Raw genomic sequence first — 21,171 nt, 5'->3', positions numbered from 1 at the left:
TGGTATAATAAACCAAATAAGAAAAAACAAGGAGGAAGCATTATGAGAAAGCAGACCGCAGTCACCCTTTTAGCGATTTCGATACTGTTACTCGCTGTCGTCTCTTTCGTTTTGGTCAGACAAATAGATACTGGTACATCCGGGCTATTTCCCAGCCAAAATGGTAGAATGCCAGAAATGGGAATGAATCCGAACATGGGCATGCGCGGAGAAGTCACAACCGAGTTGGTCACCACTACGGAAAAGGAGAAGGAACTCGCTCTTCCCCCTCTCCTGGAAGGAACCCTTTCTCCAGACGGCAGCATTTCCTACACGATCGTGGCGCAGGAAGGAAGCACGCAACTGAAAAAAGGCAACCCTACCCAAACGTATGGCTATAACGGCTCCCTATTAGGACCCGTTATCCGCATCCGAAGCGGCCAAAAAGTTAATATCCAGACGGAAAACTCAATGGACGTGAGTACCTCCTTCCATTGGCATGGTTTGAAGGTTCCCTCCAACGTGGACGGCGGCCCCCACAATCCCATCGAACCAGGAGAAGCGGCTAATCTTCAGTTCACCGTAAACCAGGGGGCCTCCACGCTCTGGTTCCACCCGCATGTGGAGGGCATAGCGGGAGAACAAGTTTATGAAGGGCTGGCAGGTCTCATCTACATTGAAGACGAGAACTCGGATACTTTGCCCCTTCCCAAAGAGTACGGAATCAATGATTTCCCAGTAGTCATCCAAGACCGCTTCTTCGAGCGGGATAACCAACTGGACTATGCCAGAGCCTACAACCCTGACGGGACATACGGGGATACCTTGGTGGTGAATGGGACCATTAACTCTTATATTGAGGTTAAGAATGAAAAAGTCCGCCTGCGTCTCCTCAATGGCTCCAATGCTCGGAACTATCAATTCCGTTTGTCAGATAACAGTACCTTCTACCAAATCGCTTCGGATGGCGGCTTCCTGAATGAGCCTATCCCTATGGAGAACCTGCAACTGGTTCCGGGAGAACGTGCGGAAATTATTGTTGATTTAAGCAGCTACTCTACTGGAGAGAAAATCAAATTAATGGAAGAAAATGTTCCCGTCCTGGCTCTTACTATCACAGAGGAGACCACAGAAGAACCCTCTTCCCTGCCAACTACCTTAAATATCATTTCTAAAGGGGATGATACGGGTAACCCGGATAAAGTAATCACCTTCAGTGGTATGGGGCACATGGTGGCAATTGATGGGAAACGATTTGACATGGAGCGAGTGGATTTGCGGGCAAAGGTAGGAACCACAGAAGTGTGGGAAATCGACAATGCCCCCGACATGATGGGCGGCATGATTCATCCCTTCCATCTTCACGGTGTCCAGTTCAAGGTGATAAGCCGGAATGGCAACGCCCCACCAGCCAATGAACAGGGTTGGAAAGACACCATCGCCCTTTATCCAGGCGATAGCGTCAGGATTGAAGTCACATTCCCAGAAAAGGGGATTTTTATGTACCATTGCCATATCCTAGAGCACGAAGACAATGGCATGATGGGTCAAATTTTAGTAGAATGAAGATACCAACGAAATAGGAGGAGAAAGATTACGTGAAGATTTTAATTGTGGACGACGAAGCAAGCATTCTGGATATCGTGGAAGCCTATTTGAGTGCAAAAGGCTATCAAGTGTTTCGCGCTTTGAGCGGAAACGAGGCTTTAACAAAGGTTGATGTTGTCCAACCTGACTTGATTGTGTTGGATCTCATGCTGCCTGGTTTATCTGGCCTCGAAGTCTGTAAAAAAATAAGGGACTCCTCCACTGTACCGATTATCATGTTGACTGCGAAAACAGCCGAAAAAGATATCTTGGAAGGGTTAAGCCTGGGGGCTGATGACTACATCACAAAACCATTCAGCCCGAAAGAGCTGGTTGCTCGGGTCGAAACCGTTTTACGCCGTGTCCAACCAGAATACCGAGAAGAAAAGTGGTCTTTCGAAGAAGGTTTGCTGGTTATCTACCCGGATCGAAAACAAGTATTCAAACAAGGTGAAGAAATCATTTTGACCTCGACCGAGTATGCTTTATTAGCCCTTCTGGCCTCACATCCAAAGCGCCTATTTTCACGGGAACAGCTGCTGGACGCTGTGAAAGGACTCGATTTTGATGGAACGGATCGGGTGATCGATACCCACATCAAAAATATCCGTCAAAAAATTGAGGACGACACGCGCAACCCCTACTTCATCTTAACCGCATATGGAACGGGGTATCGATTTGGTGGTCAAAAATGAAGCGAACCATTAAATGGCAACTCTTGCTCTCGTTTGTTTCTCTGTCCTTTATCTTAGTGGGGACCTTCAGCTGGATAACACTAAACTTAATGGAAAGCCACTTCGAAGACTATGTGCGCGAAAGGCAAGAATCAGAGTTAACAGCATACCAGACTGAGTTAGAAAACTTCTATCAGAAAACGGGTACTTGGGCAGATGCCCCTCCAACAATCCAACATATTGGACGCGATGCTCTCCAGAAAGGCATCATCCTAAAAGTATATGACCACGCTGGCAACCAAGTATGGGGCCCCTCTCCCTCAGAGGAAGAAGAGTCAAAAAATAGGATTCAAACCCACCTCCTACATATGGAGCAGATAATGGGCGATATAGAGAGTGGCTACGTGCAGACAATCGTTCCCCTCGGTAGCGAAACAGACCCAATCGGTTCTCTCGAAGTGCAATCCGTTGGACCTTTCGCTTACTCGGAACATGATGCGTTATTCCTTGCCGATATGAGGAACAACTTGATTTTTGTAGCGATTGGGTCCCTAATTATCTCCTTATTTTTCGCGTTATTGATTGCCAGAAAATTGAGTTCACCAATCGTCAGAATACAGAATTTTACGACGGAAATTGCGAAGGGTCACTACAGTCACCTGGCGATTGAGGAAACAGGGATTCAGGAAATTGACAGCCTCTTGGATTCCGTGGATGAATTGTCTGGGCAACTCCAACGCCAACAAGAGATTCGTAACCGCCTTTCCTCTGACATCGCACATGAAATCAGGACACCATTGACGACTTTGAAAGGCAATATTGAGGCCATGATTGACGGGGTCTGGGAAGTATCGGAAGAACGCCTCTACCACTGTTACGAGGAAGTTAACCGCATTGCCCGCCTGATTGGACAAATTGATCGGATCAATGAAATTGAAAGCCATGAAAGCCAGCTGCAGAAGTCATCCTTTGATTTGCTAGAACTTACGCAACAAGTTGCCGGCACCTTTCAAGCTTTGTTGATTGAGAAGGGCATTGAATGTGCCATTAACGGAGAAGCGGTTTTAATTTCTGCTGATAGAGATAAGATTCATCAAGTGGTAACTAATCTCTTGTACAATGCAATTAAATTTACCCCTTCCGGTGGCCACATTGATCTTCAGGTTTCCCAAATTAGTGGCGCAGCTTCCTTTAAGATAACCGATACCGGTCAAGGAATCCCTCCAAATGAAATCAATCAAGTTTTTGAAAGGTTCTATATGGCTGAACCCTCTAGGAACAGGAAACTGGGTGGCCAAGGGATTGGTTTATCGATTGTTAAAGGAATTGTGAACGCCCACCATGGGACCATCTCTGTCGAAAGCACATACGAAAAAGGAACGACTTTTGTTGTCAGTCTTCCGCTAGAAATCCACATAAAAGCATAAAAGAGGGACTGGGAAATAACTCCAGTCCCTTTTTTATATACGAATAATTGTTGCGCAAATGTGCTCAAAAAGGCAGCCCCGACATGCGTTTCCCGAATAATACTCGGATGGTCTACGGCCACCCTGCGTTTTTTTCGGTCCAACGATTCGGGGCTAAACGCCTTTTTTCCCACTCTCCTCTTTTTTCCCTATTTGTTGGCAGTTTGATACATTTTGTTTGGCAAGGTTCTGCTTTTTCACTGAGCCATCACATCTATGTCTGACTCTTCTGGATTTTCAGTTACAATTTCAATTAATAATCGGTGAGGTAGATTGAGACTCGTTTCCCCAGGAGATTGAATCCAATCTCTTCGCACCGCAATCTGGTACGGACTGTTGTCTTCCTTATTTCGAATCCGTTCGCCGTCTATCTCGACAATATTGTATTTATCGGGTGCCGGATAGTAGGTAATGAGTCTGTGTTCCTCATTTCCTGTCAGCAGGAAACGATCCACCTCTTCGCCATTAATCGAGATAACCGCGTAAACGTTGTTATTATCATTATTCGTCTGTTGGACTGCAAAGATAACCGTCGGTAAAAAAGACAAAACAATAAGGAGGAAGACAATAATAACATCAAAGGGTTTTACCATTTTTATGTACTTCGTTATCATTATTTTTCCTCCTTTTTCCATTTATCTTCTCGTCAGCAGTTTACTCCAAGTGCTTTTTACGCTTCAGGTATTCCTCTTCTGTCAGGTTTCCTTTGGCAAACTCTTTTTGCAGGACCTCCAAAGGCGTTTCTTTTTCAACCGTCCGATTCCCCTTATCGGAAACAAGTTTAATGAAGAGATACACCACAATAATCACTAGGATGATCCAAAATATTCCCATAAACATCATGGACCCCATTCCGCCCCGTGTCAAGCTGTTCCAACATTCCATCATGATAAAAACTCTCCTCTCTATATTTTAGACGTGGCCCATGTGATTTAGTGCCCTTACTTCAGCTTCCAGCCTTTTAGATAGTAGGCTTTTGGCGGATAATCCCTTCTACGGTAAATCCAAATGGCGATGGCGCCAACGAACAAGAGGAGGGACAACCCTTGGGACACCCTTAAAAAATCACCTATCCATAAACTGTCGGTGCGCATACCTTCGATAAAGAAGCGCCCCACCGAATACCAAATAACATAGCTGAGGGCCACTTCGCCTCGTCGCAACAAGTTTTTCCGATTCCTCAACATGATAATGATGGCAAAGCCTAAGAGGCTCCACAAGGACTCGTACAGGAATGTCGGATGGTAGTAGGTGCCATTAATTTGCATTTGATCAATAATAAACTTTGGCAGGTAAAGGTTCTCCAAAAAGGTGCGGGTCACTGCTTCCCCATGGGCCTCCTGGTTGATAAAGTTCCCCCATCGGCCAATGGACTGCGCCAACAGAACATAGGGCGCCAGTATATCGAGCATCAATGAAAAAGGGATCCCTTTTTTCTTCGTGAACCAGTACACGGCCAGCCCCCCTGCAATCAAACCGCCATAGATGGCAATTCCCCCTTTCCAGATAGCAATAATATCGGCCGGATTTTGGATATAATATTGCCATTCGAATAGAAGATAATAGATACGGGCTCCCACAAGACCTGTGGGAATGGCCCATATCATCATATCGATAATTACATCTTCTTCCAGTCCCCGTTTCTTGCCTTCTCTAGAAGCCAAGTTAATGCCCAGCAACATCGCTGCACCGATGATCACCCCATACCAATAAACGGTAAATGGACCAAATGATAGAGCGACACGACTTATTGTTCCCATGAATGTCAGTCCCATTTTTTTCTCCTTGTTTCCACTATTTTTTTTATGAACCTACTTTTTATAATCCCAAATAAGGAGCCGGATCTACACGTGTCCCATTCTCATATACCTCAAAATGAAGGTGGACGCCGGTCGACTCTCCCGTTGTGCCCATTATCCCTAGCTCCTGGCCTTGAAGGATGTCCTGACCAGGTGCGACTTTAAGACTTCCTGCCTCCATGTGAGCATAGAGGGTTTCAATGCCGTTTCCATGATCTAATTTGACATAGTATCCCCATTGACTGTGATAGCCAGCCACTAAAACCGTCCCCTTTTGAGCCGCTACAATGGGTCCGGATCCTGCGAAATCAATCCCGCCATGTAACTTCCATTCCCCGGTTATGGGGTGGAGCCTATAGCCAAAGGAATCTGATATAAACCCATTACTAGGAGCAACAAATCCAGCCACATTGACGATCGTCTCTTCAGGCGGATTTGAAGGCGTCGGATCGGCCGAGGTATATTCCAGCGGAACACTCTCTTCAAAGAAACTTTCAGGAACCATTTCTCCCGCCATCTTTTCAGCTTTCTCTTGTTCCGCTCTTTGTTTGTTTGCCTCCTCATCCGCAATGCGGCGTTGTTCTTCCTTCATGTCATCGGATAAGTTGCTCACCGAATGAATGATAGCTTGCTGCTGCTGCACGATTTCTTCCTTTTCGGCTTCCGTTAGTTCATACTCTTGTGCAATCTGTTCGATTTGGTTTTCCAACTCTCCCTTCTGGGTCACGAGGTTGGTTCTTGCCACTTCCACATTCGCACTCAGTAATTCCAGCTCTTGCTTCACGTCTTCCGCCTCTGCTTTTTTCTCTTGTAGGATCATTTGATCATTTTTTTGTTCTGTCATGATGTCCCTGTTGTGGCCCATGATACGATTGATGACGCTCACGTTCCCTACCATTTCTGCTAAATTATCGGAATTAAAGACTGCCTTTAGAACGAGATTTGAGTTGCCATTTGTTTGAACGGATCGTGCTTGGATTTGGAGTTTTTCTCTCCTAATCGCAATCCGTTCCTCCAGGGTAGCTATTTCCTTGTCCAGCCCCTTTATTTTTTCCGCAGCATTTTTCAGTTGTATTTGTTGCTCTGCCATTTGTAAGGTGAGCGCATCAATTTTTTCTTGAAGTGCGATGGTCTCTGTTCGCAACTGCTCCTTCCTTGCTTCTAAACCATCCAACTTTACTTGTTGGCTGGTGCTTTCTCCATCTAATTCCTGCAGTTGCTTCTCAAGCTGCTCTTTCTCTTGTGTCAGGTCTTCAATACTTTGTGCATTTACATCCATAGGAAGGATGAGCAAACTCGATAAGAGTGGGATACTTATAAATTTGACAAGCTGCTTTCTGTCCATGTGTCCTCCTAGTTTCAGGCTGGGTGGCGAATGTTAACGAATGTTGCCTGTTATTTCAATCATTATACCGTTACAACTATATGAGATAGGAACCTCCTTTCTTATTTTTATCGACTATACCAATGAATTATGTAGATTTTATGGAGTTGCCCCATCTCCATAAAATCTACATAATTTTTTATTACTCTTATCTAGAGGATGAAAAATAGTCTTTGTTCTCACTCATTTGGTTTGATGTTTGCTTGTTTCAGGGTTTGCCATTCACAATCTATTTCGTTTGTAGCATTGGCATAAAAATAAAAGAGGAGTGTTGAAGATGGAATCAATTATATTTGTGGTACTGATGGTGGTTGGACACATGCTCATGATGTTTCTCATGCCTGGTATGCATGGCGGTCATAACCATAAAGGACATGACCATACCGGCGACGCGGAGGATAAAAAGCGTCTGGAAGATGAAATCCAGCAATTAAGGGAAGAGCTGAGTGACACGAAAGCCCGATTAAACCAAAGCGAATGGTAAGGGGGCTGCTGTTTTGAGGCAAAAAATATTCTCCATAACTGGATTCATCATGATTTCGCTTTTCATCCTTTCCCTTTCTATCGCCGTCACCATCAACTTTACGCCGCTCTATTCGTTTGACATCGATTATTTGGAAATAACGGAAACGCTTAAAATGCCAAAGGAACAGATTTCAACAAATTACCGCATCCTCCTGAATTACCTGAATATGCCTTGGATAGCAGAACTTAACATGCCGGATTTTCCCAGTTCAGCGCGTGGGCTATTCCACTTTGTTGAAGTAAAAAAACTCTTTGCCTTAGATTACATAATCCTATTGTTTTCCGGCGTAGGCACGTTTGGATTTGTTCGGTATCTGAATAGGAGACAACAATCTTGGCGGCTCCTGCCCTACTTCCGCTGGGGAATCCTTATTCCCCTTGCTATCCTTTTGGCTCTCCTGGTTAGCTTCGACACGCTGTTCGTGCTTTTCCATCAAGTTTTCTTTAACAATGACGCCTGGCTCTTCAATGCCACTACTGATCCTATTATCTTAGCTTTACCTGCCGAGTTCTTTATGCACAGTTTCCTCTTGGCCTTTGGATTAATCGAGGTCTTCCTAATCCTGGGGTACTTCACTACTAAATATCGAATCTCTGCCCCAAGCCGTTGATTAAAAAGGTTATGGTTCATAAGAAAAACAGGGCTCTCCATCAAAAGCATGGGAGCCCTGTTTTTATCGAAAATTTATCGATCTATGATTTTCCTTATACAGCATACTGGCTGGTCTGACCCGATTCTGGAAGGGGGTCAAACCAGCCAGTGCTTTTTTCGTTCCTGCTTCGTTTTATTTAGGGTCTAATTTCAAAAGCATGGCATTGATCGCAACAATCACCGTAGAGAGGGACATCAGGACTGCTCCAAATGCTGGGCCCAAGGTAATGCCGATCGGAGCGAGGAGCCCAGCAGCAATTGGAATCGCGATAAAATTGTAGCCTGCTCCCCATACCAAGTTTTGTTTCATTTTACGTGTCGTCTTGTTTGCTAACTCGATAAAGGATTCAATATCCCCTGGATCAGACTGAGTAAGGATAATATCCGCAGAATCCAAAGCTACTTGCGTTCCAGCTCCGATTGCAATACCTACGTCTGCCATGGCAAGGGAAGGTGCATCATTAACGCCGTCACCAACCATAATGACTGTTTTACCTTGATTTTTCATTGATTCTACCAAGTTATATTTATCTTCTGGCGATTGATTGGCTTTGTATTGAATACCTAGAACTTCTGCAACTCCTTGTGCAGCTTCCTCGTTATCACCAGTAGCCATGAGTGGTTCAATTCCGTATTTTTTCAGCACCTCGATCAAGTTTTTGCTGGTTTCTTTCAGTTCATCTCCCAATGCGACAGCGCCGATTGCTTCATTATTTTCTACAAGGATACTTAAAGTAGCGCCTTTCGGAATATCCATACGCAATGCTTTTCCGTATGCCTTTTGGCTGATTAATTGATAGTGGTGGCCATTCGCCTTCCCTTCTATTCCTGCTCCCGAAACAATTTCAATGGAATCAAAGGAAACTGACTTAATGCCTTTCGCTTCAGCGTGGTTCACAATCGATTGGGCAATCGGGTGACTGGAGCCCGCCTCTATACCCGCCAACAAGCCTGTAATTTCTTCTTCAGAATATTTATCACTCAAAACAGTGACGTCCAACACTTTAAATTCACCAGTTGTTAAAGTACCTGTTTTATCCAATACCATAACATCCGCTTTAGTAGTTAACTCCAAAGCTTCTCTATTTTTAACCAGTAATCCTCGGCTTGCACCCAAACTAGTACTACGTGATACTACCAAGGGAATAGCAAGACCCAAAGCGTGTGGGCAGGCAATAACTAACGTAGTTACAGTAAAGATAACGGCTGTAGGTAGATCCGCAATGATCATCCAGGCTACTAGGGCGATTAAAGATACTACAACGGCAATGTAGAACAACCAGCCAGCTACTTTGTGAGCCATATTCTCTGCTCGAGAAGGTTGGCTTTGTGCTTGGCTAATTAATGTTTGTACTTGTGAGATAAAGGACTTATCCCCTGTTTCTGTTACTTCTACATATAGGACACCACTACCATTTGTTGATCCACCAATGACTTGATCTTTAACATTCTTTTCGATTGGCTTAGATTCACCTGTTAAGAGGGCCTCGTTTACACGGGATTCTCCGCGAATAATGATACCATCAGCTGGAACATTTTCTCCTGCTTGAACACGGATAACATCTCCAACTTGAAGGTCAGTCACAGGACGAGTCTCAATCGAATCATCTTCTAAAACAACATGAGCGTCTTTTGGCAATAATTCTGCTAGAGCTTTTTGCGCGTCTCCGGCTTCACCCAATGCCTTCATTTCAATCCAGTGTCCTAATAACATGATTAAAAGTAACGTTGCAAACTCAAAGAAGAAGTCCATGACATGTTCTCCGGTCACATATCGAGCGGCCACTGCGTAAACACTATAGGCATAAGAAACCGTTATTCCCAAAGTAATCAAGGACATCATGCCTGGAGCTTTTGAATTAAACTCATCTTTCGCACCCATGTAGAATGGTTTTCCGCCATAAATGTATATAATTGTTGCCAATACAGCTGCTACAACATCTGCATAAGGAAAGATAATTTGGAAAGGCAACTGAATATCCATCAAAGGAGTAATGAGTAAGATTGCAATTCCTAATGGGAGTGACTTCAAGAAAATCTCTTTAAAGCTACCGTGATGGTGGTGGGCATGCCCTCCCATTGCGCCATGATCCATTTCACTGTGATCCATCTGACTATGGTCCATCTTGCTGTGATCCATCTTGCTGTGGTCCATCTGACTATGGTCCATCTTGCTGTGATCCATCTTGCTGTGATCCATCTTGCTATGGTCCATTTTATTGTCCGCGGTATGTTTATGCGACGAATGATTACTGTGTTTATTTCCCATATACGCTCCTCCTAAATCTCTAAAAAAAACCTCACTTTTTCTTCTTGATATAAAAATGTGAGGTCCGTCTTATGAATATACGTGTGACATTCGCACTAATTATAGTTTGTTTCTATTTCACTAACGAATATTTCGTATCGGCTAGCGCAGCGACTAATCTATTTTCTAAGATTTCGGATTGGCTTTCGATCGTGACTTTTTTATTAGCCAAATCGATTTTTACAGATTCTACTCCCTCAATTTCCGCAAATCTTTCTTGCACCGTGTTCGCACAACCTTCACATTTCATACCTTCAATCAATACTTCTTTTTTCATCATTCATTCTCCTTTTTCTTTTAATTTTTTTATCTTCTTCAAATCGAAGAAGGTCAAAAATAAATCCAATAAACAATTAACCGGCCGGAAAGTCAAAGTGGATTTCTCTACAACAGTGACAGTGAGTCGCTTCAATGATTCCCTTTAACAACAGAGGCACGTCCATCAGCGAAGAAAGGAAACTTTTTCGCGTGACATTCTTACTTATATGGACGAAAATCATTTTTTTGTGTATTCCGCTAAATATTTTTTCAACGGTCGATTTGGCCATAAACTTCTCTTCTATTGCTTCGGCGCACTTAACACAACCAATCCCTTCAATAATCAACCCTGGTCTCATCTTTGTCATCCTTTAACATTTGATTCACTTAACAGCCGAAGGTTTAAATCGTTTCAAGCGTAAGGCGTTTAGTAACACAGACACCGAACTGAAACTCATTGCGACTGCCGCAAACATCGGGCTCATCAGCGGGCCGTCGAAAATATACAAGAGACCCATTGCAACTGGAATACCTACAAGGTTGTAAGCAAAAGCCCAGAACAAGTTTTGTTTAATGTTTCGTAGCGTTGTATGACTTAAATCAATCGCAGTCAATACAGCCGTTAAATCGTTACGCATTAGGACAATATCAGCTGATTCTATCGCCACGTCCGTACCTGACCCAACTGCAATTCCGATATCTGCTTGAGCTAATGCGGGTGCATCGTTAATGCCGTCTCCAACCATCGCTACCTTCTTGCCTGCCTCTTGTAGTTTTTTGACTTCCTCTGCTTTATCTTCAGGTAATACTTCACTTAATACACTGTCTATACCCACTTGCTTAGCAATCGCTTTGGCTGTACGTTTGTTATCTCCAGTAATCATGATTACTTCAACACCGCGTCTTCTAAGTTCTTTAACAGCCTTCATACTATTTTCCTTGAGTGTGTCAGCTACTGCGATAATTCCAGCTAGTTCTCCATCAACAGAGAGATACATCGGTGTTTTTCCTTCGTCTGCTAAACGATCGGATTCTTTTTCCATGCTTGATAAATCAATCTTTTGTTCTATCATCAGTTTACGGTTTCCAATGTACATATCTTTGCCCTCAATTTCAACTCGAATCCCGTGTCCAGGAATCGCTTCAAAATGATCTGGTTTAGCTAATGTCATGTTCTCTTCTTTTGATTTCTGTACGATGGCTTCGCCTAATGGGTGTTCAGAACCTGTTTCACCGGAAGCTGCATAATATAAAAGATTTTCTTTAGTAATAAGAGGAGTTACCAAAATATCCGTCACGATAGGTTTACCTTCTGTCAGTGTCCCTGTTTTATCAAATACAATCGTGTCTAAATTATGAGTGGTTTCTAATGCCTCACCACTTTTTATCAAGACACCATGTTCTGCCCCTTTTCCGGTTCCAACCATAATACTTGTTGGAGTCGCCAAACCTAAGGCACATGGACAAGCAATGACAAGGGTTGTTATGATAACGGATAAAGCAAATATACCAGATTGACCTGCAATTAACCAAGCAATCCCTGCTAAAACGGCTAATGCTATAACAATCGGTACGAAATATCCGGTAATGATATCGGCCATTCGAGCAATGGGTGCTTTAGACCCTTGAGCATCTTCTACTAATTTTATGATTTGAGATAGAGTTGTATCACTTCCCACTCGAGTCGCGCGGTAATCAATGGAACCATTTTTATTGATACTAGCCCCAATAACCTCGTCTCCACTTTTCTTTTCCACGGGGATACTTTCTCCTGTCAGCATTGATTCATCGACTGAAGTGCGTCCCTCAACAACAACACCATCTACAGGCATACTTTCTCCCGGACGAACTCGAATAACATCTCCTAAAGCGACTTCGTCCACAGTAATCTCTTGTTCCACACCATTACGTATTACTCGAGCTGTTTTAGGAGCCATGTTAATTAATTTTTCAATAGCTGAGGACATTTGCCCCTTTGAGCGTTCTTCTAAAAATAGCCCTAATGTATGGAGCGCCAAGATAACTCCAGTTACTTCATAATAAAGTAAATCGGAAAAATTGCCGTAACCCAGGCCTGTCCCGATTGTCGCAGCAAGGCTGTAAACAAATGCAGACGCCGTACCAAGCGCAATCAGGGAATCCATATTTGGGTGACCTTTAAATAAAGTTTTAAATCCCTTCTGGAAATATTCCCAGCTTACTACCATTATCGGCAAAGTCAGAAGAAGTTGTAAAAGAGAAAAATTAAATGCATTTATCATTGGGTCAACGATATTTGGTAGAGGTATACCTACCATTGGACCCATGGATATAATTAATACAGGGATTGTAAATATAATGGATATCCCAAAACGATTTAAAAGTTGCTTCATTCTTTTTTCTTTTTTCTCACGCTTCTCTGCTCGTGAATTATCTTGAGTATCCGTAGTCTCTAATACGGCTGCATAACCACTATTGGATACAGCACCAGTCACATCAGATACTGAAATTGCTGCCGGGTTATAGGAAACTTGCATTTTTTCTGTCGCTAAATTGACGGAAGCTTTATCTACGCCCGACAACTTTCCGACGGCTTTTTCAATTGTCTGTGCACAGGATGCGCAGGTCATACCTTCAATTGCAAAGGTTTGCGTCCTTCCCTCTTGGACAATCAGTTCATACCCTGAATTATCCACCGCTTTTTGTAGATTTTCTACCGAAAAAGTTGGTTCATTGTATTCTATACTCAACTTTTCTGTTGCTAGGTTCACAGAAGCCTTTGTGACCCCATCCACCTTTTTTGCCGCTTTTTCTACTGTCTGTGCACAAGACGCACAGGTCATGCCTTCAATATTAAACACTTTGCTTTCCATTCTTATCCCCCTCTGTTAGGTATGATGTAAGTGACATTCACATTGTCCCGTTACACATTCACACGGAACTACTTCCAAAGCGCTTTCTGATTTTTTCTGCAATAGTTCCATTAAACTTGCAATATCCTTTTTGCTCAGTGCTGCTTCCTCTACCAAATCAGCAATGACCTTGCCATTATGTTTGTTACAAACCCGAGAAAGGATATCTTCTGTGTATACATCCATACTCTCTTGCTCACTAACTTTCGCAGTGTAAATGAACTTTCTTCCTTCTGAATAAGTAGCCAGTGCGCCTTTTTCAACCAAACGGCCTATCAACGTTTTGATTGTTGGGGCCTTCCATTGCATTTTACTCTCTAAAATTTCGATGATTTCTCGACTGGTCACTGACCCGTGTGCCCAAACAACCCGCATGACTTCCCATTCAGCGTCTGTAATTTTAATTTGGATATTCATCACCATTATTTCTCACTTCCCTTTTACGTTTACAATCGTAACCTACAACCATAGTCTACACTCGTAAACTATGGTTGTCAAGGAATTTTTATTGCGTCTCATATAAAGCATAAGAAAAGCGGACAAGTCCGCCTTGGCCTATGAAAAAATAGGAAATTTGACCCTGAATTGTCAGGAGACTTCACGCTTCAGCGGGTTAGTCGAATGATATGCGTTAGCGAGCAGCGAAGCGCGCAATGGGGCAAATTTATCTTTTTTTCACTAGGTCAGGACTTGGGAGCTAGACGTTGATGGCTGAATTTATAATCCCCTAGTCTACAAAAAAACCCCATTTACTTTGCCTTTCAGCAAAATAAATGGGGTTTTTAACGTTCATTTTTATTTAATCACCACATACTCAAGGTTAACCATTTTAGCCCAATCAATAATTTGTTGGGTTGTTAAATTCAAGGATACGACGGTATGGTGACCACCACCTGCTTCAATCCATGAACGGACGCTATCATGGAAGTTTGGTTTTACTTCCCATAGAATACGAGCAACCGGTAATTTTGGCGCTGCAACTTCTGGCTCAAATAGTTCAACTTCATTACAACTTAGCTTATTAAAGCAAATTATACAAGTTGCGGAGATGTTTTACAAATCTTTTTTAACTATCTATTTTTTGATAATCAAATCGATGGCTTGTTGGATTTTTTCCGCTTGTAAATTTTGATCCTCATCAGGATTCTGTATACAGTTTTGTAGGTTTTCAGCAACAATAATTCCCATAACCCGATCAACACTTGATCTGACCGCACTTAATTGCGTGATAATATCCGTGCATTCTTTCTCATCTTCAATCATCTTTTGAATGCCTCGAATTTGACCTTCTGCTCGTTTTAGCCTGTTCAGAACCTTTTTATCACATGATGTCATTCGTTAGTCACTTCTCCTTTCCAAGAAGACATGCCGCCCATAACGTTGACAACATTATAGCCTTTTTGAGCTAAAAACTCACATGCCATGGCAGAGCGTCCTCCTGAATGGCAAATAACATGATAGTCTGTTTGTTTCTCTAGCTTAGAAAAGCTTTCAGCTAGTCCACTGAGTGGAATATTTTTAGCTGAGGGAATATGTCCTTGTGTAAATTCATCAACTTCCCTGACATCTATAATCGTTGCGCCTTGTCGATAATCTTCTTGGTAAAATTCATCCATCCCTTTTGATCTATACATAACGAATCTCCTCCGGTCTTACTGTTTGGTAAATTGAAAAAGCACCATCTAAATTTTTAACCTTAAACTGATGTTGTTTTAACAGACGCTCTGCTAGATAACTTCTTAATCCACTATGGCAACTAATGATATACGTTTGCTCTCTATCTAATTCATCGATGCGTTGTCGCAACTCATCCAAGGGAATATGAATCGCATCTTTAAATTGACCATTTGCCAATTCTGCTTTTGATCGCACATCAAGCAAGACTGCACCATTAGCTAGTTCATCTGATAGTTCATGCCACTGAATATTATCGCTCAGCTCCTCAGCAATATTCATCGCGACATAGCCAATCATATTCACAGGATCCTTAGCCGAACCAAATGGCGGTGCATATGTCAATTCTAATTCTGGCAAATCGAAAATCGTTAGCCCGCCTTTAATAGCTGTTGCTAAGACATCAATTCGCTTATCGACACCCTTAGCTCCAACAGCTTGAACACCATATATCTTACCTGTCGTCGGATCAAAAATTAGTTTTAACTGAATATCTGTTGCGCCTGGATAATAAGACGCGTGGTCTTTGTTTGTTGTATGAACTGCTTTATAATTCAAGTTACTATTTTTTACTAGTCGCTCAGTCAGACCTGTCGAAGCTGCTGTTATACCAAATACACGCACAATAGCTGTGCCAATGCTCCCTTTATTTTTTCGATTGAGAGCTGAAAGAACATCAGCAACTTGACGACCTTGGCGGTTAGCAGGAGATGCTAATGAAATCAGGCTATCTTCGCCAGTCAATTGTTGTTTTACAATAATCGCATCACCCACCGCATAAATATCAGGGTCTGATGTTTGATACTGTTCGTTAACCACAATACCGCCACGTAATCCTAATGCAAGACCAGCCTCTTCAGCTAAACGACTGTCCGGTTGAACACCAATAGATAAAATAATCAAATCTGTTTCAATTGTTTGACCATCTTCTAAGTAAACTAAGCGACCTTTATTGCTAAACTTAGTTGCCGATTGACCGGTCACTACTTTAACCTGATTCGCTTCAAGTTCACGACTTACAAAAGCAGCCATTTCTTCATCTAAAGTTGGCAAAATGTGCGGTGCTTTCTCAACAATAGTGACATCCAAACCGATTGCCTTCAAATTTTCTGCCATCTCCAAACCAATGAAGCCAGCTCCAATCACTAAAGCCTTCTCTATTTTATGGTCATTTAGATAGTTCATAATACCATCTAGATCAGGTACATTTCTTAAAGTAAAGACATTCTCTGCTTCTTCCATGCCAGCTATTTGAGGAAGGAATGGTTTAGCTCCGGGAGATAAAATCAATTTATCATAGCTTTCCGTTTTTTCTACACCTTGGTGATTCACTGTTAGTGTCTTAGTATCTGGATTAATACCAGTAACTTCATGGTTCACCCGAACATCTATGTTGAAGCGATTATGGAGGGATTCCGGTGTTTGCAATAACAAGCTATCTCGATTTTCAATTTCTCCAGAGACGTAATACGGTAATCCACAGTTCGCAAAGGATACATAAGGACCCTTTTCAAAGACAACAATATTCAGCGATTCATTTAATCGGCGTAAGCGTGTCGCTGCTGACATCCCTCCGGCTACGCCACCTATAATAACTACTTTTTCCATTATTCTATTCATTCCCCTTTCTTATTTCCCCTTGCCACTGGTTCATACCATAACGAATATTACGGACATCATAACCTTGACTAGATAATTCTTTAGCCGCCCGTTTACTACGCATGCCACTCTGACAAATCACATAAACGATCTCATCTTTGTTTCCTTTAAAGGTATGAAGACTGTCTAAAGGAACATTTCTAGCCTCAGGAATATGCCCCAGCCGGTATTCTGATTTTGTGCGAACGTCAATCAATTGAATACGCTTCGTCAACTTACTTTCCATTTCATCGCTTGATATCGTTAGTATTCGTTTAAATAAGTGAAACATTTTTATTCTCCTTTACCCTCAAATTAATATACCCCTATAGGTATATTAAAGCATCTCTATTGACTTTGTCAATAGCTAGGCTAAGCCTTTCATCAGATGGCATATTTAATTAAATGATAAATAACGACAAGTAAATCACAATATCAACTAAAATACAGTTGATTTGTAAAAGCGACCCAGCAAAACTTCCTCCTGTATTAAATAACCACTGATAACTGGTGGCATTGTACATGATACCGTAACAGCTGTTGTATGGCATTTTTTCATATTGATAAAATTAGGATAACAAAAATTAAACCGTTTGTTGCGCCACCACCACCCATATAAACAAAGTTATCAATAAAGTGAACGTAATAGCATTTGCTAGTGCTTCTGTTTGGCCTGCTTGAAAATTAGACGGTTAGCATCACTATTCATAATCTAGATGTACAAAATACAATTAACAACGTTACCACCATGGATGCCGAAAAAACCTTTACTTCCCGTAAAACCGATAGGATTCCCAGCATCTTATTCACCGCTTACAAGATGAATCAACTTTGTCTAGCATAAATTTACAAATCAAAATTACAACAAACAATTAATAGGCTATAATAAGTTATGAGGTGATCCATCATGACTCTAACTAACAAAATAATTACAAATCAAAATATGCGATAAACGATATTGCAACAACCTCTAATAATCTTTCGACTATGTTGGATTCAGAGAAAATTTATATTCAAGGGACTTTTTTTTGAATAGTAATTAACGCGTTTCTTTAAAGAAGACATTAGCAGATAACTGTCACTCTTTGCTAGCTCACAATCACAGCAACTAATCTTAAAACCTTATACAAACTTGAACGTCGTAATTGGAGCATGCGGTGTTTACGTGAATCAACTGCTATTAACGATCAACGACTAGGAGGGTTATGATGACTCAAATTGGACTTTGCTCGGTTACCTTTCGTAAAAAAACGCCGAGTCAGATTATTAAGCTAGCCAAAGCTAGTGGCTTAGATACCATTGAATGGGCTGGCGATGTTCATGTGCCTATTGGTTATCTTGATGTTGCTCAATCAGTTGGCCAAGAGACTAGGCAAGCTGGCTTAACCGTTGCTGCCTATGGTTCTTATTATTATGCAGGACAAGGGGAGAATTTTAGTCCCTATATCGAGACAGCCCTAGCTCTTGAAACGAAGCGCATTCGAATTTGGACTAATAAGATGAATCGACATAAAGTAGTTGGTGCTATTAACGACGACCACTTTCAAGTAGTCGTCAGAGATATCAAACAGGCTTGCCGTTTAGCAAAACAAGCAGACTCATCGATTCATCTTGAATGTCACCAAGGCACCTATACCGATAGTATCGTTAGTAGTTTAAAACTCATCCAAAGCGTGGATGAACCAAATCTTTATCTTTATTGGCAACCACTGAGTTACCTTTCTCAGTCAGAGCGGATTGCCCATATCAAGTCTCTTGGTCCTTATTTAACCAACTGCCACGTTTTTCATTGGGATGCTGACTATAATCGTTATCCTTTAGAAGATGGCGTTTCGGAGTGGCAAGATTATATCGATGCAATTCAAACCTATTCGCCTCATCAAACCGATTACTTGATTGAATTTGTTAAAGATAATGACAGCAAGCTATTCATAAAGGATGCTCAAACATTAAGAAAATTACTCAGCTGATAAACTGAACCCCCTCATCGTCACGTGATGAGGGGGTTTGTTTGGGATTGGATGCAAGCCATCAATATTTCATTGAACCGTTATCGTTATTTACGAATTGAATTAAAAGATCTAAGTTGGGACGATATTATTGATGAACATGAGACTATTGTTCAATTTGCTAAACAAGGTAAAAAGAAGGAATTAGGAGAACAAATTCTAAAGCATTTAGAGATGGTTGATCGTGATTTAGACACAATCGTTCAAGCATTTCCAGGCTACTTTGAGCATGATGCCTAGTTATTTTACATGGTCTTTACATGGCTTTTACTAAATAACAACCTTCCTTTGCTAAAATAGATGGTAAGAAATATTTAGGAGGCCTATTGATGACTTATTACGACCAACATATGCACACTCATTTTTCACCTGATTCATCTGAAACATTTGAAGCCTACTTAGCCCTAACGGACGGTATCATCGTCACAACCGAACACTTGGATTTCAAAGACGCTTATAATGGTGGTCAGGATACAATTTTAGACTACCAGTCTTATTCAGAAAAGATTGCCCACTTAAACGACAGCTACAAGGATCGTATTAGACGCGGGATTGAAGTGGGTTATACAAGACAATCAGCTTCTGATATTCAGGCTTATCTCAAAGATAAAGCCTTTGATGTCGTTTTATTAAGTGTTCATCAAAACGGTCAGTTTGATTTTTTAATGGCTGAAGTGGAAAAACTTAATCCAACAGATGTGATGAAGGAATACTTTGAATTATGTCTAGAGGCTGTTCAACAGTTTGATGGTGCCAATGTCTTTGCTCATTTTGACTATGGTTTGAGACGATTAGATGTTTCGGTTGATGACTTGATTGCCTTTAAACCGATTTTAAAGGAACTTTTATCGACACTAGTTGTAAAGGAAATGGCCTTAGAATTAAATACCCGTAGCATGTATGACTACGGTAATATTGATCTTTACCGTTATATGATTCAACTTTATTTATCAGTTGGCGGTCGTCGCTTTAGCCTAGGCTCTGATGCCCACTCAACGGCCAAGTATCGCTATCGCTTTGATGATGCTATCCAATTATTAAAAGAAATGAACGTCCATGAAGTGGTGCAATTTAAACAACAACAAGCCTATGTTGTGGCTATATAAAAATGAGAGAGTGGGAAAAAAGGCGTTTAGCCCCGAATCGTTGGACCGAAAAAACGCAGGGTGGTCGTAGACCGTCCGAGTATTATTCGGGAAACGCATGTCGGGGCTGCCTTTTTGAGCACGTTTGCGCAACAATTATTCGTATATAAAAAAGGGACTGGAGTTATTTCCCAGTCCCCATTTTTATTGAGCTAAGCTCAAAACATTTCTCTTCTCTACTTGCAGGTAGACAGATTGATGTTTCTCTAGAATATTAAAAGTCCGGTAAAGATTATCTGCTCGAAGTGTGATCCCGCTATCGGTTCGAATGGTATAAGACAAAATATTCCCATTAATCGTTTCATCAATCACTTTCCCTTTGAAACAATAATAGTCATCGGAATGTGGCTCAGCTTCTTGATAATATTCAATGGCTTCTGGTCGAATGGCGACATGGCTAGTCGTTGCTTGATTATTGGTCAGTTTTTGGTAATCATTCGCTTCTAAAATATTGTAGTGTCCAATAAATGATGCTACAAAATGACTATGTGGATGCGTATAAATATCGGTTGGACTTCCTGATTGTTCAATTCGCCCTTCATTCATAACGTGAATGACATCCGACATTAACATAGCCTCATCTTGATCGTGAGTTACAAAAATAGTGGTAATATTTAATGTTTTTTGGATTTTACGAATTTGTTTTTGCAGTTTTTTACGTAATAAAGCATCAATGGCTGACAAGGGCTCATCCAAAAGTAAAACTTTTGGTTCAGTAACGATAGCGCGAGCTAAGGCAACTCGCTGTTTTTGTCCACCAGATAATTTGTCAGGGTAATAGTCTTCCTTGCCTATTAGGCCAACAAGCTCTATCATTTCCGACACTTTCAGCTGAATATCGTTCTTGTTCATTTTCTTCATTTTCAATCCAAAGGCAATATTTTCAAAAACAGTCATATTAGGAAACAGTGAATATTGTTGAAAAACCATCCCAATATCGCGTTTAGCTGGTGGCAAATCTGTTACGTCTTGACCATTGATGATAATACGGCCACTATCGATGGATTCAAAGCCAACGAGCGAACGTAACAAGGTTGATTTCCCACAACCAGAAGGCCCTAATAAAGTGACTAAATCCCCTTCTTTGACATCTAAATCTAACTCTTTTAAAACAAGTGTTTTACCATCATATGACTTATTAATTGCTTTAAATTCAATATATGACATCCTTATTCCCCTTCT

General features: G+C 41.5%; 22 protein-coding genes and 1 pseudogene. 8 read left to right on the top strand and 15 right to left on the bottom strand.

All coding sequences use genetic code 11. The features are described 5' to 3' along the window. Positions 1–42: 42 nt before the first annotated feature. The 3 genes from BW721_RS00350 to BW721_RS00340 are packed head-to-tail and all read left to right on the top strand — an operon-like array spanning position 43 to position 3,667. Positions 43–1,545, top strand: coding sequence for a multicopper oxidase family protein (locus BW721_RS00350; protein WP_076768604.1), 1,503 nt, complete (start codon positions 43–45; stop codon positions 1,543–1,545). Between the two features lie 32 nt (positions 1,546–1,577). After that, positions 1,578–2,261 carry a response regulator transcription factor gene (locus tag BW721_RS00345; protein ID WP_076765109.1) on the top strand — a complete coding sequence of 228 codons (684 nt, stop codon included), beginning with the start codon at positions 1,578–1,580 and terminating at the stop codon, positions 2,259–2,261. After that, positions 2,258–3,667, top strand: a complete 1,410-nt coding sequence (locus BW721_RS00340; protein ID WP_076765107.1) for a sensor histidine kinase — start codon at positions 2,258–2,260, stop codon at positions 3,665–3,667. The genes BW721_RS00345 and BW721_RS00340 overlap by 4 nt, the downstream gene beginning before the upstream one ends. Positions 3,668–3,903: 236 nt before the next feature. Here the strand turns inward: BW721_RS00340 and BW721_RS00335 are convergent, their stop codons facing one another. From BW721_RS00335 to BW721_RS00320, 4 genes are read right to left on the bottom strand one after another with little or no spacing between them, the layout of a single operon-like run. Then, entirely contained in the window at positions 3,904–4,320 is a 417-nt protein-coding gene (locus BW721_RS00335) for a NusG domain II-containing protein (protein WP_232222929.1), read from the bottom strand. Between the two features lie 40 nt (positions 4,321–4,360). Then, positions 4,361–4,594, bottom strand: a complete 234-nt coding sequence (locus BW721_RS00330) for an SHOCT domain-containing protein (protein WP_076765105.1) — start codon at positions 4,592–4,594, stop codon at positions 4,361–4,363. Between the two features lie 53 nt (positions 4,595–4,647). Continuing rightward, a complete protein-coding gene (gene lgt / locus BW721_RS00325) occupies positions 4,648–5,466 on the bottom strand; it encodes a prolipoprotein diacylglyceryl transferase (protein ID WP_442905236.1) in 819 nt (272 codons plus the stop codon). A gap of 58 nt (positions 5,467–5,524) precedes the next feature. Next, positions 5,525–6,850 carry a murein hydrolase activator EnvC family protein gene (locus BW721_RS00320; protein ID WP_076765101.1) on the bottom strand — a complete coding sequence of 442 codons (1,326 nt, stop codon included), beginning with the start codon at positions 6,848–6,850 and terminating at the stop codon, positions 5,525–5,527. Between the two features lie 316 nt (positions 6,851–7,166). Here BW721_RS00320 and BW721_RS00315 point away from each other — a divergent pair, with 316 nt between their 5' ends. Next, entirely contained in the window at positions 7,167–7,373 is a 207-nt protein-coding gene (locus BW721_RS00315; RefSeq protein WP_076765099.1) for an adhesion protein, read from the top strand. Positions 7,374–7,422: 49 nt separating this feature from the next. Next, positions 7,423–8,025: a TIGR01906 family membrane protein gene (locus tag BW721_RS00310; RefSeq protein WP_076768602.1), complete on the top strand. Its 603-nt coding sequence runs from the start codon at positions 7,423–7,425 to the stop codon at positions 8,023–8,025. A 174-nt stretch (positions 8,026–8,199) separates the two neighbouring features. Here the strand turns inward: BW721_RS00310 and BW721_RS00305 are convergent, their stop codons facing one another. The 10 genes and pseudogenes from BW721_RS00305 to BW721_RS00260 all read right to left on the bottom strand — a co-directional run bounded on the left by BW721_RS00305 (position 8,200) and on the right by BW721_RS00260 (position 17,127). Further along, positions 8,200–10,281, bottom strand: a complete 2,082-nt coding sequence (locus BW721_RS00305) for a copper-translocating P-type ATPase (RefSeq protein WP_156892255.1) — start codon at positions 10,279–10,281, stop codon at positions 8,200–8,202. Between the two features lie 166 nt (positions 10,282–10,447). Then, a complete protein-coding gene (locus tag BW721_RS00300) occupies positions 10,448–10,651 on the bottom strand; it encodes a heavy-metal-associated domain-containing protein (RefSeq protein WP_076765095.1) in 204 nt (67 codons plus the stop codon). Positions 10,652–10,727: 76 nt separating this feature from the next. Then, entirely contained in the window at positions 10,728–10,991 is a 264-nt protein-coding gene (locus BW721_RS00295) for a hypothetical protein (protein WP_232222928.1), read from the bottom strand. A 24-nt stretch (positions 10,992–11,015) separates the two neighbouring features. Continuing rightward, positions 11,016–13,484, bottom strand: coding sequence for a heavy metal translocating P-type ATPase (locus tag BW721_RS00290; protein WP_076765090.1), 2,469 nt, complete (start codon positions 13,482–13,484; stop codon positions 11,016–11,018). A 15-nt stretch (positions 13,485–13,499) separates the two neighbouring features. Beyond that, complete coding sequence (locus BW721_RS00285; protein ID WP_198031416.1) at positions 13,500–13,949, bottom strand: CopY/TcrY family copper transport repressor; 450 nt, start codon at positions 13,947–13,949, stop codon at positions 13,500–13,502. Positions 13,950–14,318: 369 nt separating this feature from the next. Continuing rightward, positions 14,319–14,543, bottom strand: a pseudogene (locus BW721_RS00280) (L-arabinose isomerase); the annotation flags it as partial. Between the two features lie 54 nt (positions 14,544–14,597). After that, positions 14,598–14,858: a metal-sensitive transcriptional regulator gene (locus tag BW721_RS00275; RefSeq protein WP_076765087.1), complete on the bottom strand. Its 261-nt coding sequence runs from the start codon at positions 14,856–14,858 to the stop codon at positions 14,598–14,600. Next, positions 14,855–15,157 carry a rhodanese-like domain-containing protein gene (locus BW721_RS00270; RefSeq protein ID WP_076765085.1) on the bottom strand — a complete coding sequence of 101 codons (303 nt, stop codon included), beginning with the start codon at positions 15,155–15,157 and terminating at the stop codon, positions 14,855–14,857. Before BW721_RS00270 ends, BW721_RS00275 begins: the two co-directional genes overlap by 4 nt. After that, positions 15,150–16,805, bottom strand: coding sequence for an FAD-dependent oxidoreductase (locus tag BW721_RS00265; RefSeq protein ID WP_076765083.1), 1,656 nt, complete (start codon positions 16,803–16,805; stop codon positions 15,150–15,152). The genes BW721_RS00270 and BW721_RS00265 overlap by 8 nt, the downstream gene beginning before the upstream one ends. A 4-nt stretch (positions 16,806–16,809) precedes the next feature. Then, entirely contained in the window at positions 16,810–17,127 is a 318-nt protein-coding gene (locus BW721_RS00260) for a rhodanese-like domain-containing protein (protein WP_076765081.1), read from the bottom strand. 916 nt (positions 17,128–18,043) lie between these two features. Here BW721_RS00260 and BW721_RS00255 point away from each other — a divergent pair. From BW721_RS00255 to BW721_RS00245, 3 genes are all read left to right on the top strand, one after another. Next, positions 18,044–18,805 (top strand): sugar phosphate isomerase/epimerase family protein, encoded by a 762-nt coding sequence (locus BW721_RS00255; protein ID WP_076765080.1) that lies wholly within the window; start codon positions 18,044–18,046, stop codon positions 18,803–18,805. 51 nt (positions 18,806–18,856) lie between these two features. Further along, complete coding sequence (locus tag BW721_RS00250; RefSeq protein ID WP_076765078.1) at positions 18,857–19,084, top strand: hypothetical protein; 228 nt, start codon at positions 18,857–18,859, stop codon at positions 19,082–19,084. 89 nt (positions 19,085–19,173) lie between these two features. After that, complete coding sequence (locus tag BW721_RS00245) at positions 19,174–19,950, top strand: histidinol-phosphatase HisJ family protein (protein ID WP_076765076.1); 777 nt, start codon at positions 19,174–19,176, stop codon at positions 19,948–19,950. A 183-nt stretch (positions 19,951–20,133) separates the two neighbouring features. On the opposite strand, the gene BW721_RS00240 is transcribed toward BW721_RS00245, so the two are convergent. Further along, positions 20,134–21,156: an ABC transporter ATP-binding protein gene (locus BW721_RS00240; protein ID WP_076765074.1), complete on the bottom strand. Its 1,023-nt coding sequence runs from the start codon at positions 21,154–21,156 to the stop codon at positions 20,134–20,136. Positions 21,157–21,171: the final 15 nt, after the last annotated feature.

The sequence above is a fragment of the Jeotgalibaca sp. PTS2502 genome (assembly GCF_001975685.1).
GTDB classification, from domain to species: domain Bacteria; phylum Bacillota; class Bacilli; order Lactobacillales; family Aerococcaceae; genus Jeotgalibaca; species Jeotgalibaca arthritidis.
Note: the sequence above shows the minus strand (reverse complement) of the source record. Positions and strands in the feature narration are given on the sequence as shown.